Here is a 15,474-nt window from a genome sequence, read left to right as displayed (position 1 = left end):
GAATTTTTATGGATCGTATAGGTATTGACGATATTAAAGTACTTTCTGATAAAGTGAGGATTAATGGATTTGGTGTAACCGCAATTCTTGGCCTTTTTAAAGGGCAAGTAGCAATAAACGAATTGCCCGGAGGTCGTAAAAAGATTGTTCTTCGTGATGTATCCAATCAGATTAAAACAATAGTTATTGACTGTGAAGGAGAGGAAATTAAGAGCATGACGTTCAGTGGTTCGATAGATATCACCTTTAAGGAATTTAGTGATAAGTATGGTGAATATAGAGAAACATACTCCAGGTATGATGATTTATATTTTTATTTTTTCAATGAGGCTAAGAGCTATGGAGACTATACAGTCTCATTTTACCAACCGTTACGTCATCAGGTTAATACTTCAAGTGATACTAATCACATTACAAATCTAACTTTGTCCTGGTTGTAAGCCTAATTTATGAAGGTTTGAAAGTTAGGATAATGTTATACGGCGAGCGCAATCCACCCGGGTTGCGCTTTTTCATTTAGCGTAGGCTTGTTTAGTTTTTACATCTCTGATGAATGCCGCTATCACTCGGACAAGCGCTTCCTTATCATCAGCGGGCATGTTCTCTATCTCTTTAAAATAGCGGATGAGTTCCGCATCCTGGAGAGCGGCTTGCACAATCCACGAAGATTCCGAGCTAAACCGTACGCAAATGCGTACATAATAAAGAACCACCCGACAGTAAAACATCAGGCCCGACAAACCACATCACAGGGATAATCCCTGTTATTCTGTATCCTTTGTTTATTACCGGTTTTAATCTGCGCTTTAAAGCGATACCGGTCGGGTTTTGCGCCGGCAATAACTTCATTCGGTGTATAACCGAAAAGTTGTGCGTTGGGTGTGTCGTTATAGCGGTTAACGGCCGTTTCAGCTGCAGTGGTCAACGTTTCTGTATCTGCAATGGGCTGCGTATAGAGAAAACGGGATTTGATGATCTTATTGGCCGCTTCAGCCATGCTATTACTTTGTATAATATCCAACTGGGCTACCAGTTTACGCCAGAGCATTCCCGGCCTGCTCAGCCAGGTTTCTAACTGGCCTTTGTTTTCCATACCGCCATCGGTAATAAGCAATCCCTGCTGATCAAGCAGATGGAATCGGGTTAATACGTTCTCCAATGTCTGAAGAGCAATGCTGCTGCTATATACTGTAGCTACTTTGCAAGCAAGTATAGCCCTGCTATAATTATCACGAATAATATACAGATAATGTTTTACACCATTGGCGGTTCGGAACAAGGTAATATCCTGGTGCAATACCTTCAATGGCCTGTTGCTCAATATTGGGCTGTACTTTTTAGGCGGTTTAACCTGCCTTCGGGTGATATTCATTAATTGGCAATACTTATAAAAAGTACTCCGACTGCAATGGAGCTCTTTATTTCGCAACAATTGATAATAAATGCTGATCAATGGCCAATTCTCATAGTTACTGCTATTGCAGGCGCTCTCTATTGTACTTTGTTCTGTCTGTGCCAATTGTTGTGGATGTTTCTTCCTGCAGTGAGACAAGGGTGATCCAAAGCATGGTCTTTTGCTGTTCCAGGCATTCCATTGTTTGAATGAGCAGGGCAAATAACGCCGGATAAGTTGCTCCAGCTTGCTTTCCCGGCAGTATTTCAGCAGGTATTTCATGCGCTTTCCAACCTTCTGAACCTGTATGAACTGAAGTGGCTGCAGCGTCATAATTTCCTTGTATAGCAAGACCAGGCATAGTAATGCCTTCAGCTGAATGCGCAATTGCTTGTTTGTCGCAATCAGTTCCCCGATGGTTATTTCTTCCATCTCATTTTTGAGAGGCTGCTGCGTCCAGAACGACAACCTGTCTTTATACTTCCATCGTTGCCTGGTAGAACGCGCTATAGTTTTGGCGATATCGGGCGACAGATTCCCGGCTGCATAACTGATCTTGATTTCGGAATGGTAACTGCGATAGCTGACAGGCATAGCGCTTTTTAGTCAAATTTCACTACTTTTATACAAACAAAAACCATTTGTTCCCAATGCCCGCCCTGTAACCTATCCTGCACACCGCCGGTTCACGGAATCATCGGAGAACATGCTTTAACCCATACTATATGATAAAAACAAATTCGTATTTGTTGCCCTTATTGCTTTGCGTCACCACCGCCTTTGCCCAGGAAAAACAAATATCTCCTCCGTCGCCCAAACAGCCGCCCTCGCGGGAAGATACGCTGATGGCTTCCCGGCACGTCTTTCACAAAAAGGCCGCCAGCCAGCAGCGACATCAGAAAGCCGCATCGCTGCCCGATCGTGAATTCCGCCACTCGCCTGCGGATCATCTTGGCTGGAAGCAAGGCGCTTCCCCGCAGGCGGCCAACCGCGTCCTGCAAAGACAGGATTCCTCCCGCTTGCCGGAGCCGCGCCTGCTTCCCAAGGACCATCGCGTTGGCCCTTCAAGATCTTCCTTTTAACATCCCTTAACCCGATTAACATGATTAAATATCTCTCAGGCCCGCTGTTGGCAACTATTTGTATTTTCCTTCATCTCAACGCTCTTTCGCAAACCGACAGCGTTATCCGCAACCAGTTATCCGCCGCGCAGGACGCTAATTTCTGGATCAAAGGCCGCGGCCTCGTTGGCGCTACTTCCGACCTTTACCCGCAATACAATTTCCAGGTGTTCGGAAAAACCTGGCTCGACCATTTTGTGCATATGGACTTCGGCGCCAACTTCGCCAACCGGAGCGTCGTGGTAGACGGTAACACAATGGGCGGGTATGTTCCCCTCCACGTCAACGGCAATGCGGACGGCCACGGGATCGAGCTGGAAGACGGCCTGTTTCGCTTTATCCGTACCAACGACCTGTATGAAAACGAGAACTACAGCGGCGGAGGCTCCAACCTCGTGTTCCGCTATCCATACGGCGCCATTCCATATATCCAGCGCAATGGTCATGATTACACGATCCTGGCGCTTCAGTCGCCTCCCAGTGAACTGAATGCCTGGGAAACAACCCTGGCCCTTATCAACGGCGACAACAGTGAAGAATACCTAGATCTCTACAACCTGTCATATCCTTCTTCGAAAAAGTTTGGCGTACGGATGCAAAAGCGTTCCACCGGCGCTTACAAACCCTTTGTTTTCGAATACAGCGATGGTGATGTGGTATACCCCGTTATGCAGCTCTCTCCCGACACCTCTGCCAGCTTTTACGGCAGGGTAGGTGTGGGGACCACCGATACCAAAGGTTATATGCTGGCGGTGGCGGGCGCCGTTGCAGTAGAGCGGTTGCAGGTAAAACATCATGATTTCTGGCCGGATTTTGTGTTTAGCCCCGGTTACAAATTACCGGCGCTGGGCAAGGTCGAAAAGTTCATCCGCCAGAACGCGCACCTGCCGGAAATGCCCTCGGCGGCCGAAGTTGCTGAAAAAGGCGTGGATGTCGCTGAAATAAATGCAAAGTTGCTGCAGAAAGTGGAAGAGCTTACCTTGTACCTGATCCGGCAGGAAAAAGAAATTTCCGCGCTGAAAAAAGAAGTAAAGAATCTCAAAGGATCAATCCAAAAGCACCAATAAAAAAATGATAACTGACATTTCTTTCTTTGAAGATATTCTTTTTGAATATACCGACCGGATACACCTGTTTAATGATACCCTGGTACAGAAGTACGGATTGAAAGATATTCCTTATAACGTATCTGGCAAATCATTTCCAAAGACCGGGGAAGTATATATTGGGGATAAGCTGATCAACTACCGGTTTCATGGCAGAGGGGCTACCATATTTTGGGAAGGAGCTGAAATTAAGTTTGATATTGATGCCCCGGGTAAGCACAAGATCATTACGTCATCATGGCCCTATCGCAAATTTTTAAGTCATTTTATTGAAGGCTTTAAAGAAGAAGAATACCCTTTTGACTTTATCGATCAGTTATTGACGGGGTTCGAAGAGCGGGGTATTTTTATGTCAAGGGAAATGGATGAAGAGGTTTACCATATAAATGAAGTTTGGTATGAACTTCGAAAGCAGGGCCTCGCATTCTCCTAAGATTCCCTTCTCACAGGCTGGAACATACACCGGAACCGGGAATGAACACGTAGCATTCCCGGTTCTTTTTATGCCTGGCCACACTAAACGTATTGCATTAAATATCAATATGTTTTTTCCCGTCCCGGATTTTAAAATGTGAGAAATAGACATATATTTATACTGCGGTTTATATTTTTATCGCGAAAACCTATGCAACCTGATTGTCTTATTTCCCCGTACACATTGTACTCCGCCGGCTATTCCAGCAATCGGGATTCATATGCCCCTTCTAAACCTGATTATAAACGGATTGTATGGATATTATAGCGTACCAGGACTTTCACAGTATCCGGCTCAGTGATTTTTATGCCGGTCCTGATTACAGGGAGGTGGAGAACTACGATTTTATGGGAGAACAGTGGATTGGAGAGCTGTCCGGCTTCAATACCTTTCTCCGCCTGGCCCAGGAGCCGGGGGAAACCCGCGCCATTTCCCTGGATTTTACAAAAGATGATGGAGAAATGACCGGCAAAGTGCTGAAAGCCCTGCACCTGCCCATCAAAGCCGCCTGTTCGGAGTCAGACCTGGTGGAGCTTTTCGGTGAGCCGCATAAAAGGCTCCGCCTGGCGAAAGACACCGTTACCATGGATTATATCATCGGGGAGGAGTTTACCTACTATCTTTCCTGCACCCTTCATCATATCAACGGCCTGATGTACCTGGACATTATGAATGAGGAGAAAGTGATCAAAAAACTGAAGGGAAAAGAAAAAAAGAAGAAGGAATAGCCTATCTTTCCATCCTGTTGTTCACCACTTATACCTGGAAATGTTTACCCGCATCTTTTTTTTGATTGTTTTATCGTTACCCGCTGCCGCACAGGATAGCCTGCTCACTAAGATGAACGCAGTGCCTGAAAAATATTTGTCGCAGGTGAAGCAGAAAAGCAAAAAGCTGGAAAACCAGGTGGACAAACGCACCGAACAGGCCCTGGCCCTGATGATCCGGCAGGAAAAACGCCTGCAGCAAAAAATGATGAAGATCGATTCCGTAGCTGCAAAGAATATTTTTACCCGCTCGATAGATTCCCTCGGCAAACTCAAGGCCTCGCTCAGGGGCAAGACCGCCAAATATGAAAAGGCACTCAACGGCCAGTATTTCGGCTACCTGGATACATTGTCCGGCTCGCTTGGTTTCCTGAAAGATTCCGATAAATACCTGGGCCAGGCCAAGGGTATCAAAGACAAGCTGAAAGGCTCCCTGGACCAGGTAAAGGAGCTGCAGGGCAAATTGCAGCAGGCTGAAAACATCAAACAGTATATCCGCGAAAGAAGGGAGCAGCTGAAAAGCCAGTTGAGCCAGTATACCAGCATGACCAAAGATCTTCAAAAGATCAATAAAGAAGCCTACTACTACGCGCAGCAGCTGAAAGAATATAAAGAAGTGTTCAGCGACCGCAAGAAAGCGGAAGCCAAAGCCATGGAGCTGCTGCAAAAAGTGCCCGCCTACAAGGACTTCCTGGCCCGCAATTCCCAGCTGGCCAGCCTGTTCAATCTTTCCAGCGGCGGCGGCGCGGCAAACCTGGAGCAGCAACTGGAAGGCCTGCAAACCCGCAGCCAGGTGGAGCAGCTCATCCAGCAGCGCCTGGGCAGCGGCGGCCCTAACGCCCGCCAGGCCATCAGCCAGCAAATGGATGCAGCCCGCTCGCAGTTCGACGAACTCAAAAAGAACTTCCCCGACCTGGATAACGCCGCCGAAATGCCGGAGTTCAAGCCGAAAGAACTAAAAACAAAGAGTTTCCTGCAACGGCTGGAATTCGGGACCAACGTGCAATTCCAGCGTTCCAACCAATACTTCCCCACCACCGGCGACTTTGCCGGCCAGGTAGGCTATAAGTTCAGCAAAAACGGGATACTGGGGCTGGGCGCGGCTTACAAGCTGGGCATGGGCACCGGTTTCAACAATATCCGGTTCAGTCACCAGGGTGTGGGCATCCGTTCCTTCGGGGATTACAAACTGAAAGGCACCTTTTTCGTGAACGGCGGTTTCGAATTCAACCACAACGCAGCCTTTACCAATACCAACCAGTTGCTGAACGCCACCATCTGGACGAAGAGCGCCCTGCTCGGGATCTCCAAGAAATACAAGATCAACAACAAGCTGAAAGGCAATATGATGCTGCTGTACGACTTCCTGGCCAATACGCAGACGCCCAAGACGGATGCGGTGAAGTTCAGGGTGGGGTATAGCTTTTAGTGAAATTTATTGTTTAGTATATCTATGAGCAAACGGAAATTTATTTATCTCTTTATTGTTGTATTGATCCTGTGTGTCCGCAACTCCGCATTCAGCCAGTTCAACAAAGACATTGCGCCGATGAGTCCCGCGGCGACCACATTTAGTAAATTTGGCGATATGCCGGTAAACCTGCATACCGGGCTGCCTAATATATCAATTCCAATTTATGAGCTGGAAGTAGATGGATTTAAGCTACCCATTGGCATTGCTTATCACGCAGGTGGTATAAAAGTGGATGAAGGCGCCTCTCATGTCGGGCTGGGGTGGGCGCTAATAGCCGGTGGTTTAATTAATAATGTGGACCGGCTTTCCGTGTTTGAGACTGTGAAGGTAGATGGATTAAGACCGGATACCATACGGAACGGTAAGGATGGAATGGGGCGGGACGTAAAGGTGAACCCGGATGGAACGATAACTTACTTCTCTGGCAAATGGCCAAAACGGTATGTAACGGCGCCAGGCCTCAACGTAAAATTTGAAGGGACTGCTTCTAGCCATAAGCTTTTCGGGCCTTACACTTTAGCAAGGATCGATACGCTTGACCAGACCAATGGTTTTGATTTTACGAATGAAGATGGCATCCGGTATAAATTTCGGGGAAGTGAGATTGCCTTTGCCCCGGAAACTTCTGCAGATATTATAAACCAACTACCTGCGAACTCTTTTTTTTATAAGGAGGTTGCCTATAACTATGATCCGAAGATTTTAAGAATAATACCTGAGAGATGCAACCATTTGTCAGAAATAAGAACGCTGAATAATGAAACGATCAGTTTCAGCTATGCTGTTAGCACAATATTTAACACAGGCGGTTTCGCCGAGTCCTACTTTTTTCCGAGGAACGCCGTATCACCCTATCTGCATATGAGAAGCGGGGGGATACTGCCTGAAACCCAGGAATTGGATGTATATGAGCCGGCCAGGGATGCATATTTATCCTCAAGGTTAAGCAAAATTACCTGTTCAAATGGTATTACTATCGAATTCAGCTATGGCGAAGCCCGAAAAGATGTAATTGGAGATAACATATTAGCCGGGATAGTAGTATATCACATAGATAACGGGAAAAAAATTGTGCTAAAACGGGTAAAATTCTACCAGAGCTATTTTGAATCCAAAGTATTTGAGAAGAGAAGCACTGATCCTATTTCAAATTCCATATTTTACCGGCTGAGGTTAGATTCACTGGATATTGACGGTGGGTCGATCTACGAACCGCAGCGTTACGAATTTGCTTATAACAGCGGAGAGCTGCCGGAAAGGTCGTCTTTTTCGCAGGATCTCTGGGGATACTATAACGGCGCACCCAACCAGGTTTTGATTAACGAACATTATGACTCGGCTGGCTTATATGGACGGAGGATTTATTATAAAACACCTATTGTAAACAGGATGTCGGACAGCTTGCTGGCCCAGAGGGGAGTGCTCACAAAGATCGTCTACCCGCTGGGAGGTTCTACCAGCTTTGAATATGAATCCAATACGGTATCCAATGATCCATATGGCAGTGCATTCAGTTACACAGGAATACCGTTTGCGGAAGCCATTATGGAGTACCCGATTGTGCCAAAGACGCTACCCATGGACGGTGCAGGCACCATCCGTGAAGACCTGTATAAAACAGTTGGACCATATTACTTTACCATCCGTTCAGAAAATAAGATCAACGGGCGGTATGGGAAACTGGTCCGGTTTGACTTCGAATATTTGCCGGGATCAACTGATGCAGGCCCATACGAGATCTCCGTGCAAAACTTCACCGGCGATTCTTCGTTCATCCACCCCGGAGGCACGATATTTTACCCGAATGGGATTTACAGGTTCTTTATAAAAAACACTTCCGCAAATGCCAGCTGGGATTGGGCAAAGCTCAGGCTGGTGATTAAGGAGCCTGGATTTACCAATCCGGTTGTAATGCCTGCATACAATCACCGCGCGGGCGGCATCAGGATCAAAAGGGTCGTAGATTACGATGGCCGCGATCACCTGAATGATATTGTAAAGAACTATAAGTATCACGATCTGGCCAATCCATCCCGTTCGAGCGGAGTGTTAACGAGAATGCCGCTATTCCTGATGGACGATCACCTGGAAACGGATATCCCGAAGATAGTATATAGAGAAGGGGGAACTGCACCGCTAATCCCGCTGCCAACTACACAAATGGTGGTGTATGAGGACTTTATGTTTACAAACGGGCAGCTCAAAACAATTGAAAAAGTGGCCGCAGTCAAGGACTGGGGCGGGGCAATCGGTACTATCGAAACACCTGAATTCGTTGAAGTGGCTATCATGCACCAGTCATTTGATATTATTAAAGCGAACTCGGGGTATCCGTCCCAGGAGGAATTTGCTTCTTATGTAGGATATTCCAACGTTACTGTGGAGTATGGGGATAATGGGAAACATGGAAGAAAGGAATTTGTTTTCACCAATACAGGCGCGCATTGGCAAAGAGGTCAGCTTATCAGCGAACAGACATATAAAAAGGTTGGCAGCACCTATACGCTTATAGCCCAGGATTCTTTACTATATGCCATCGATACCGCGTGGCTGAGACCCGTAATGTCTTTTCATAAAACGCTTGGTACAAACCCTAGCAGCACTTTCGTCGAATCCACCTCGTGGATGGGATACGATGTCCCGCTTTTGCAAAAGCCGACCTGGTCTAAAACGCTCAATTCAACTAACGATACTATTATCAGTATAAATAAATTCCCCGGGGTATTGAATAACATTACCGGTACAGACAATTTCAGTATGGGGGTGCGGAACTTGAAAAAGCTGAATATCCAGTCTATACCGCTGGAGCAATCTGTATTTACTAAATCAGCTGGAGGCGCACAAAAGCTCTTATCTTCTACACTTTCTAGTTTCCGCCCTAGTTCTCCCCAGGTCGATACAGTTTATGCAATTGATAATGCGGTTCCGCTGAGTTCATTTAATGGCTTAGATGTTGCAGGGGGAAAGGCGGTGAAGGACCCTCAATATGTGGCCAAGCAGGTGGCTGGTAAATATACATCAAAAGGCAGGCTGGCTGAAGTTTACCAGGTAGGGCATAATGCAAAGGCCTATTTATGGGATTACAAAGGGCAGTACCCGGTAGCAATCGTCGAAAATGCGGACAGCCTGTCTATTGCATATACCAGCTTCGAAACCTCCAATTATGGTAATTGGGAGCCGAATAGCAGCCAAATTGACAATCTGAATGCGTTGACAGGCCGGAAAAGCTTCGTGCTGCAATCGGGGAAAAGCATTTGCCGCAACAATCTTCCAGCGGCTAATACCTATATCGTGTCGTACTGGAGCAGGAATGGGGCACTAACGGTCCCTGGTCAGTTGCAGCTTACCCACACCGGCAGCAACGGATGGACATATTATGAGCATCTATTACCCGCTTCCACCAGCAATGTTTGCCTTACCGGCAATAATGTTACGATAGATGAGCTTCGGCTGTTCCCGGTAAATGCCCAAATGACGACGCAGACATTCGATGACTTTATCGGTGTTACCAGTCAATGCCTGCCTTCCGGCAGGCTGGTCTATTACCGGTATGATCCGCTAGGGCGATTGCAGCTGAAATTGGATGCGGAGGGTAATGTGCTGGAGGTTTATGAAAATAATATCAAGAAAAATATTGGCTTATAATTCGGGCTCCTATGAAATTTTGGATAGCTATACTCTTTGTTTGTTTACATTCTGCCGTACTGGCGCAGGACCCAAGGATATCGGGGCCGGGCCTGGCGCAGCCTGACCAGACAGTTGCCTACCGGAACTGGGACGTACCTTCGGCCTATCTTTCGGGCGGCAGCTGGTCCATTTACGGAGGAACGATCACCAATACTTATAATGGCGGAACTTATACGGGTATTACTGTCAAAGTGCCGTCGAATGCGGCTTCTATCCGGATTGAGTTTTCCTACATTGATCTGGGTACGGGCATTACTCATACTTATTCGTGGGAAACATTTATCAGGATTCCATTACAGCCGGGTAATATCACTTCGCCAACGGGTACTGTTTCAGTACCGGTGGGATCAAGGTCGCCCGCAGTTGTTGCTACCGATGCAACCGGCGGTCGCGGTGGTGCATATTCCTGGGAAAGATCGGTAAATGGCGGCACATGGGACAGTATGGGTGTATGGTCGAGGGATCTGCCGGAACAAGTGATTACAGCCAATACAAAGTTCAGGCGGCGATTTTTGTGTGATTATTCTGGATATAGTGAGTATACACAGATCGTGGAGCAGGTATATACCGCAGAGGTCAGTTTCACTGCCTTACCGGCCCTGGTAGCAGGTAGCATTAGCCCGGCGGCACAAAGTGTAGCATACAGCACAAACGGAACAACCCTTACGGGAACTGCCGGCTCAGGCGGAGCATGCGGTGCAACGGTATCCTATCAATGGCAGGAATCGTTCGACAGCTTGCAGTTTGTAGATATTGCAGGAGCAACCGCTACAACTTATCTGCCGGCTTCTGTTACAGAACAGAAATATTACCGCAGGACGGCCATATGTGGAAGCTACGTGGTATATTCAAACGTTGCCACCGTCAAAGTATCGCCGTATGTTTCCGGTAATCCTGTTGACGAAAATTATTCGCGTACTTACACCATCCTTAAACCTGGTATTTCCACACAGGCGCAGGCTGCCTCGGCGCCGCTGACACAAAAGCAGGAAAGCACTTCTTATGTGGACGGCCTGGGACGGGGATTGCAGGTTGTCCATACCGGCTTTTCTGCATCAGGGAAGGACGTGGTTCTTCCCGTCGTCTATGATGACGCCGGCAGGAATGCAAATGTTTACTTGTCATATACTACGGCTACTGCCAGCGGGAAGTTCAAGAATAACCCGCTTACGGAATACAACACCTTCATGAATGCCGAGTATCCGGGTGAGGCACATTTTTATAGCAGGTCTGTTTTCGAAGAATCCCCGCTGAACAGGGTGGAAAAATCCCTGGCTCCCGGAAACAGCTGGGGAGGAAGCAATCGGGGTGTACAATCACTAAGCGGGAATAATACGCTTACCGAGGATGTTAGAATATGGAAAATTACCGGGAGCGAAGGGACTGTACCTGCCAGCAGTGCGGCCTATGCTAATGGATTGCTGTCTAAACAGGTTGATACGGATGAAGATGGCAAACAGGTGATCGCCTATACCGACAGATCAGGCCGGCTGGTTTTAAAGAAAGTACAGGTTGACGATGTTCCAACCACCCAGCACAGCGGCTGGTTATGTACTTATTATGTTTATGATGATCTTGGGCAGCTAAGGTTTGTTATACCTCCTAAAGCAGTAGATATATTAAAAGGGAATGGCTGGAGCCTGGCGGATACGAATATTGTGAATGGACTGTGTTTCAAATATGAATATGACGCCCGCCGGCGGTTGATATTGAAAAAAGTACCCGGCGCTGCTCCCGTGGAAAACGTATATGATATCAGGGATCGCCTGGTGTTCACAAGAGACGGTAATCTGAAAGACCGGCAGCAATGGTTCGTTACATTTTATGACCAGTTGAACCGACCGGTCGAAACAGCATTATATGCATCGAACGCGACAAGGGCGTCGTTGCAATCGCAGATGAATACAGCGACCGGGAACATAACGGTCAACGCCAATATCCAGGCACCAGTGGACCTGGTGGTTTCAACCAGGAGCACTGACATTACCACGTATGCAGCCAAAAGCATTATTATTATGGCTCCTGGTTTTGAGAGCGTCGCAAATGATGAGTTTATAGCGGAAATCGATCCCAACCTGGCTCCGTCTGTTACCAGCATTACGGCCAATAACCCGCTTCCCGGCATCCCGGCATCCCAGCTGGACCCATTGACATTCACATACTACGATAAATACGATACCTCGGCCCCGGCATTTAATGCCAGTTTCCTTAGCTCACTAGAATCGGGTACCAGCGCTTTCCCGGAATTGCCCTCCGCCGCATCTAAATTGACCCGGGGATTGGTTACCGGTACTAAAACGCGCCTGGTTGAAACCGGGGAATGGATTACAGCCGCCAACTATTATGATAAAGAAAGCAGGCTTTTACAGTCAGTCGGCAACAATATAAAAAGCGGAATGGATGTATTGACCAACCGGTACGATTTCAGCGGAAAGCTCCTGTCCAGCTATCTCAGGCAGCAAAACCCGCTGAGCCCGCAAGATCAGGTTATCACTTTATTGACCGTAAATAACTATGATTATGGCGGGCGCCTGGTTTCTGTGGAAAAGGCGCTTAATGGTGGCGCGCGTAAAACGGTAGCCGCCAATGAGTATAACGAACCGGGACAGCAAAAGAAAAAAACACTTGGCGATAACCTGGAATCGCTGGAATATGAATACAATGTCCGCGGCTGGACAAAGGGTATCAATAAAAATTTTGCTGCCAGCGGAGGAACTCACTACTTCGGTACCTCCCTGCATTATGACGATGGCATCAGTACAGGCAGGTATAATGGGAATATCTCGGCCATCACCTGGCGGAGCAAAAGCGATCTTAGCTGGCGCTCATATGATTATATCTATGATGCATCAGGCCGCCTGAAGAATGCCGATTTCAGAGAGAATAGCACAGGTTCCTGGCAAAAGAACCCTAATATCGATTTCACGGTAAGTAACCTGCTATATGATGCAAACGGGAATATCACATCCATGCATCAAAAAGGCATGAAAAATGGCACCAGCAGCACAATAGACCAGCTGAATTATACTTATGCGGCCACCGGTAACCAACTCAGCCGGGTGGTCGACGCAACGAATGACCCGCAAACCATGCTGGGGGATTTTAAAGACCTTAATCCCGCCAGCACCGTGGATTATGTTTATGATCCAAATGGCAACCTGGTTTTTGACCATAATAAAAATATTCAAAGCATACAGTATAATCACCTGAATCTTCCGTCGAGGATACATATAAGGGGCAAAGGAACGATATCATACATTTATGACGCCAATGGCCTGAAGGTCCAGAAGATAGTAGTGGATAGTACCTACAGTCCTGCAAGGAAAACGGTAACGGATTATGCGGGTATTGCTGTGTTTACAAACGACAGCCTGCAATTTGTTTCTCATGAAGAAGGCCGGGTAAGACCAATACAGCCGGCCGGGCAGCCACGGTCATTTGTATATGATTATTTCCTGAAAGACCACCTGGGGAATATCAGGATGGTATTGACCGAAGAAAGCAGTACTGCCATGTATGCGGCCACCATGGAGGCGGAAAGGGCTCCCGTGGAAAATGCTTTGTTCAGTAATATCGATGCCAGCCGGACGGCTAAGCCTGTTGGATATCCTCAAGGCGATCCATCAGCGCAGAATGAGTTTGTTGCGAAGCTGAACGGAAATAATCCCGATAAGCGGATTGGTCCGTCCATAGTATTGAAGGTAATGGCCGGGGATACAATTGCTATTGGCGCCCGGGCATTCTACAAATCCGGTGGTGTACAGGAAGGGAATGGTAAAATCCCGGTAGAAGGAATGCTTTCTTCACTTATCAGGGCAATAGGGGGCGGGCAGTCCGGCGGTGGTCACGGCAGTGGCAGCATGTCTGAAGTGCAACCATTTAGTGATGCTTTTCTGAACAACGATTATGAGCGGTTAAAAGAACGCGATAATCCTGAAGCAGCCAACCCACAACGGCCCAAAGCCTACTTGAATTTTGTACTCTTCGATGAACAATTTAAATTAGTGGAGGAGAACAGTGGGGTTAAGCAGGTAAAAGCTGAGCCGGAACAATTGCAGGCGCTTTCCCAGGAGAAGATGGTAATGCAGAAAAGTGGTTTCCTGTATGTATATACCAGCAATGAAACACCACAGGATGTTTATTTTGATGATGTGGTAGTAGAGCTTTCCTCAGGGCCGGTGTTGGAAGAGACGCATTATTACCCGTTTGGGCTGGCGATGAGCGGGATTAGTTCCAAAGCGCCGAATAGGTTAGAGAATAAGAATGCAAAGTTCCAGGGGCAGCCGCTTGATGATGAGTTTGACTTGAACTGGTATGGATTTAAGTATCGGAATCATGATCCGCAGATTGGAAGGTTTATAGAAATAGATCCTTTATCAAATAAGTATGTCCACAATTCAACCTATGCATTTTCCGAGAATCACGTAACTGTACATGTAGAGTTAGAAGGGTTGGAAAAATTTAGCATACAGAATTTGAAAGACCAACTTTGGCGTAGTACTGGGATATCCAAAAGTTATACTCCGAAGGAATTTGCGCAAGACATGGGAAAGGCTGCTAAAAACCCTGAAAATTATAAGAGAGCTGGTCTAATGGTGGGACAATTTACCGTTCTTACTTTAGTGGGAATAGCGACAGAAGGCACTGGATCTGGAAGTCTTTTTACTATGGGAACTCGAGGTATGAGGAATACATTTTCCGGTACCCTTGAATCTGGAGAGATTAGTTTTGCCGCAAGAACAAGCATAAGAACCACAGTGGCTGAGGAAACTGGAGGGGCAATGGCATCAGTAGAAACTGCAACGACTGGACTAGGCAACGTTGAAGCGACCAGCACAACAACTACATTAACAAAGTATTGGCCAGAGAATGGAGGTGCATTAGGGGAATGGAATAGCGAGTTTTTAATGCCTGGTACTGAAATAGATAGATTTGGTAGCGTATATGGAAAGTACTTTTCGCCAAGAAATACTCCTAAGTCAATGAGAGCCTTACCTCCAGATAATACAGGAGTTCCTAATGCTTATAAAGTCATGAAGCCATTTGAGGTTCAGTCTTCTGTTATAGCGCCTGCATTTAATCAAATTGGCTTAGGCACACAGTATTTATCTCCTGTTAATGTCAGTACGTTATTAAAAAGAGGTATTATTGCCCCAATTCAATAAATATTTTATGAAGATATTCGAATTAAGTCAGAAATTACGGGATTTGAAGATTGATCCTCGGAGCTACTCTTTAAATGGGGACTTAAAGTCTGATGCAATTATCCTATTTCATAATTATACGAAATGGGAGGTTTTCTATTTAGATGAGCGTGGCGGTAGAAATGAAGAGAGGACATTCTTATCAGAGGAAGAGGCATGTTTGTACGTATATGATCTCTTTCTAAAAGGGAAAGATGTCGCTGAGAAATTTGGATTGAATATGTAGGTTCATGTCGGTATAGGAATA

10 protein-coding genes are annotated in these 15,474 nt (G+C 46.6%); 9 read left to right on the top strand and 1 reads right to left on the bottom strand.

All coding sequences use genetic code 11. The features are described from left to right. Nucleotides 1-8: 8 nt before the first annotated feature. The gene (locus tag R3I13_RS26300; RefSeq protein WP_346320982.1) at nt 9-440 is read left to right on the top strand and encodes a hypothetical protein; all 432 of its coding nucleotides are present in this window, start codon (nt 9-11) and stop codon (nt 438-440) included. A 287-nt stretch (nt 441-727) separates the two neighbouring features. Here the strand turns inward: R3I13_RS26300 and R3I13_RS26295 are convergent, their stop codons facing one another. Beyond that, nucleotides 728-1,987 (bottom strand): hypothetical protein, encoded by a 1,260-nt coding sequence (locus R3I13_RS26295; protein WP_346320981.1) that lies wholly within the window; start codon nt 1,985-1,987, stop codon nt 728-730. 131 nt (nt 1,988-2,118) lie between these two features. Here R3I13_RS26295 and R3I13_RS26290 point away from each other — a divergent pair, with 131 nt between their 5' ends. The 8 genes from R3I13_RS26290 to R3I13_RS26255 all read left to right on the top strand — a co-directional run bounded on the left by R3I13_RS26290 (nt 2,119) and on the right by R3I13_RS26255 (nt 15,453). Then, nucleotides 2,119-2,475 carry a hypothetical protein gene (locus tag R3I13_RS26290; RefSeq protein WP_346320980.1) on the top strand — a complete coding sequence of 119 codons (357 nt, stop codon included), beginning with the start codon at nt 2,119-2,121 and terminating at the stop codon, nt 2,473-2,475. A 20-nt stretch (nt 2,476-2,495) separates the two neighbouring features. Next, nucleotides 2,496-3,581: a hypothetical protein gene (locus tag R3I13_RS26285; protein ID WP_346320979.1), complete on the top strand. Its 1,086-nt coding sequence runs from the start codon at nt 2,496-2,498 to the stop codon at nt 3,579-3,581. A 4-nt stretch (nt 3,582-3,585) separates the two neighbouring features. Beyond that, complete coding sequence (locus R3I13_RS26280; protein WP_346320978.1) at nt 3,586-4,053, top strand: hypothetical protein; 468 nt, start codon at nt 3,586-3,588, stop codon at nt 4,051-4,053. Nucleotides 4,054-4,349: 296 nt separating this feature from the next. After that, nucleotides 4,350-4,823, top strand: a complete 474-nt coding sequence (locus R3I13_RS26275; protein WP_346320977.1) for a hypothetical protein — start codon at nt 4,350-4,352, stop codon at nt 4,821-4,823. Nucleotides 4,824-4,884: 61 nt separating this feature from the next. Next, nucleotides 4,885-6,291, top strand: coding sequence for a hypothetical protein (locus tag R3I13_RS26270; protein ID WP_346320976.1), 1,407 nt, complete (start codon nt 4,885-4,887; stop codon nt 6,289-6,291). A 24-nt stretch (nt 6,292-6,315) separates the two neighbouring features. After that, on the top strand, nt 6,316-9,981 hold the full coding sequence (locus tag R3I13_RS26265) for a hypothetical protein (protein WP_346320975.1): 3,666 nt from the start codon (nt 6,316-6,318) through the stop codon (nt 9,979-9,981). Between the two features lie 11 nt (nt 9,982-9,992). Further along, a complete protein-coding gene (locus R3I13_RS26260; RefSeq protein WP_346320974.1) occupies nt 9,993-15,188 on the top strand; it encodes a DUF6443 domain-containing protein in 5,196 nt (1,731 codons plus the stop codon). A 7-nt stretch (nt 15,189-15,195) separates the two neighbouring features. Then, nucleotides 15,196-15,453, top strand: coding sequence for a hypothetical protein (locus R3I13_RS26255; protein WP_346320973.1), 258 nt, complete (start codon nt 15,196-15,198; stop codon nt 15,451-15,453). Nucleotides 15,454-15,474 lie beyond the last annotated feature (21 nt).

The organism is Chitinophaga sp. YIM B06452 (assembly GCF_039655965.1).
Lineage (GTDB): Bacteria > Bacteroidota > Bacteroidia > Chitinophagales > Chitinophagaceae > Chitinophaga.
Note: the sequence above shows the minus strand (reverse complement) of the source record. Positions and strands in the feature narration are given on the sequence as shown.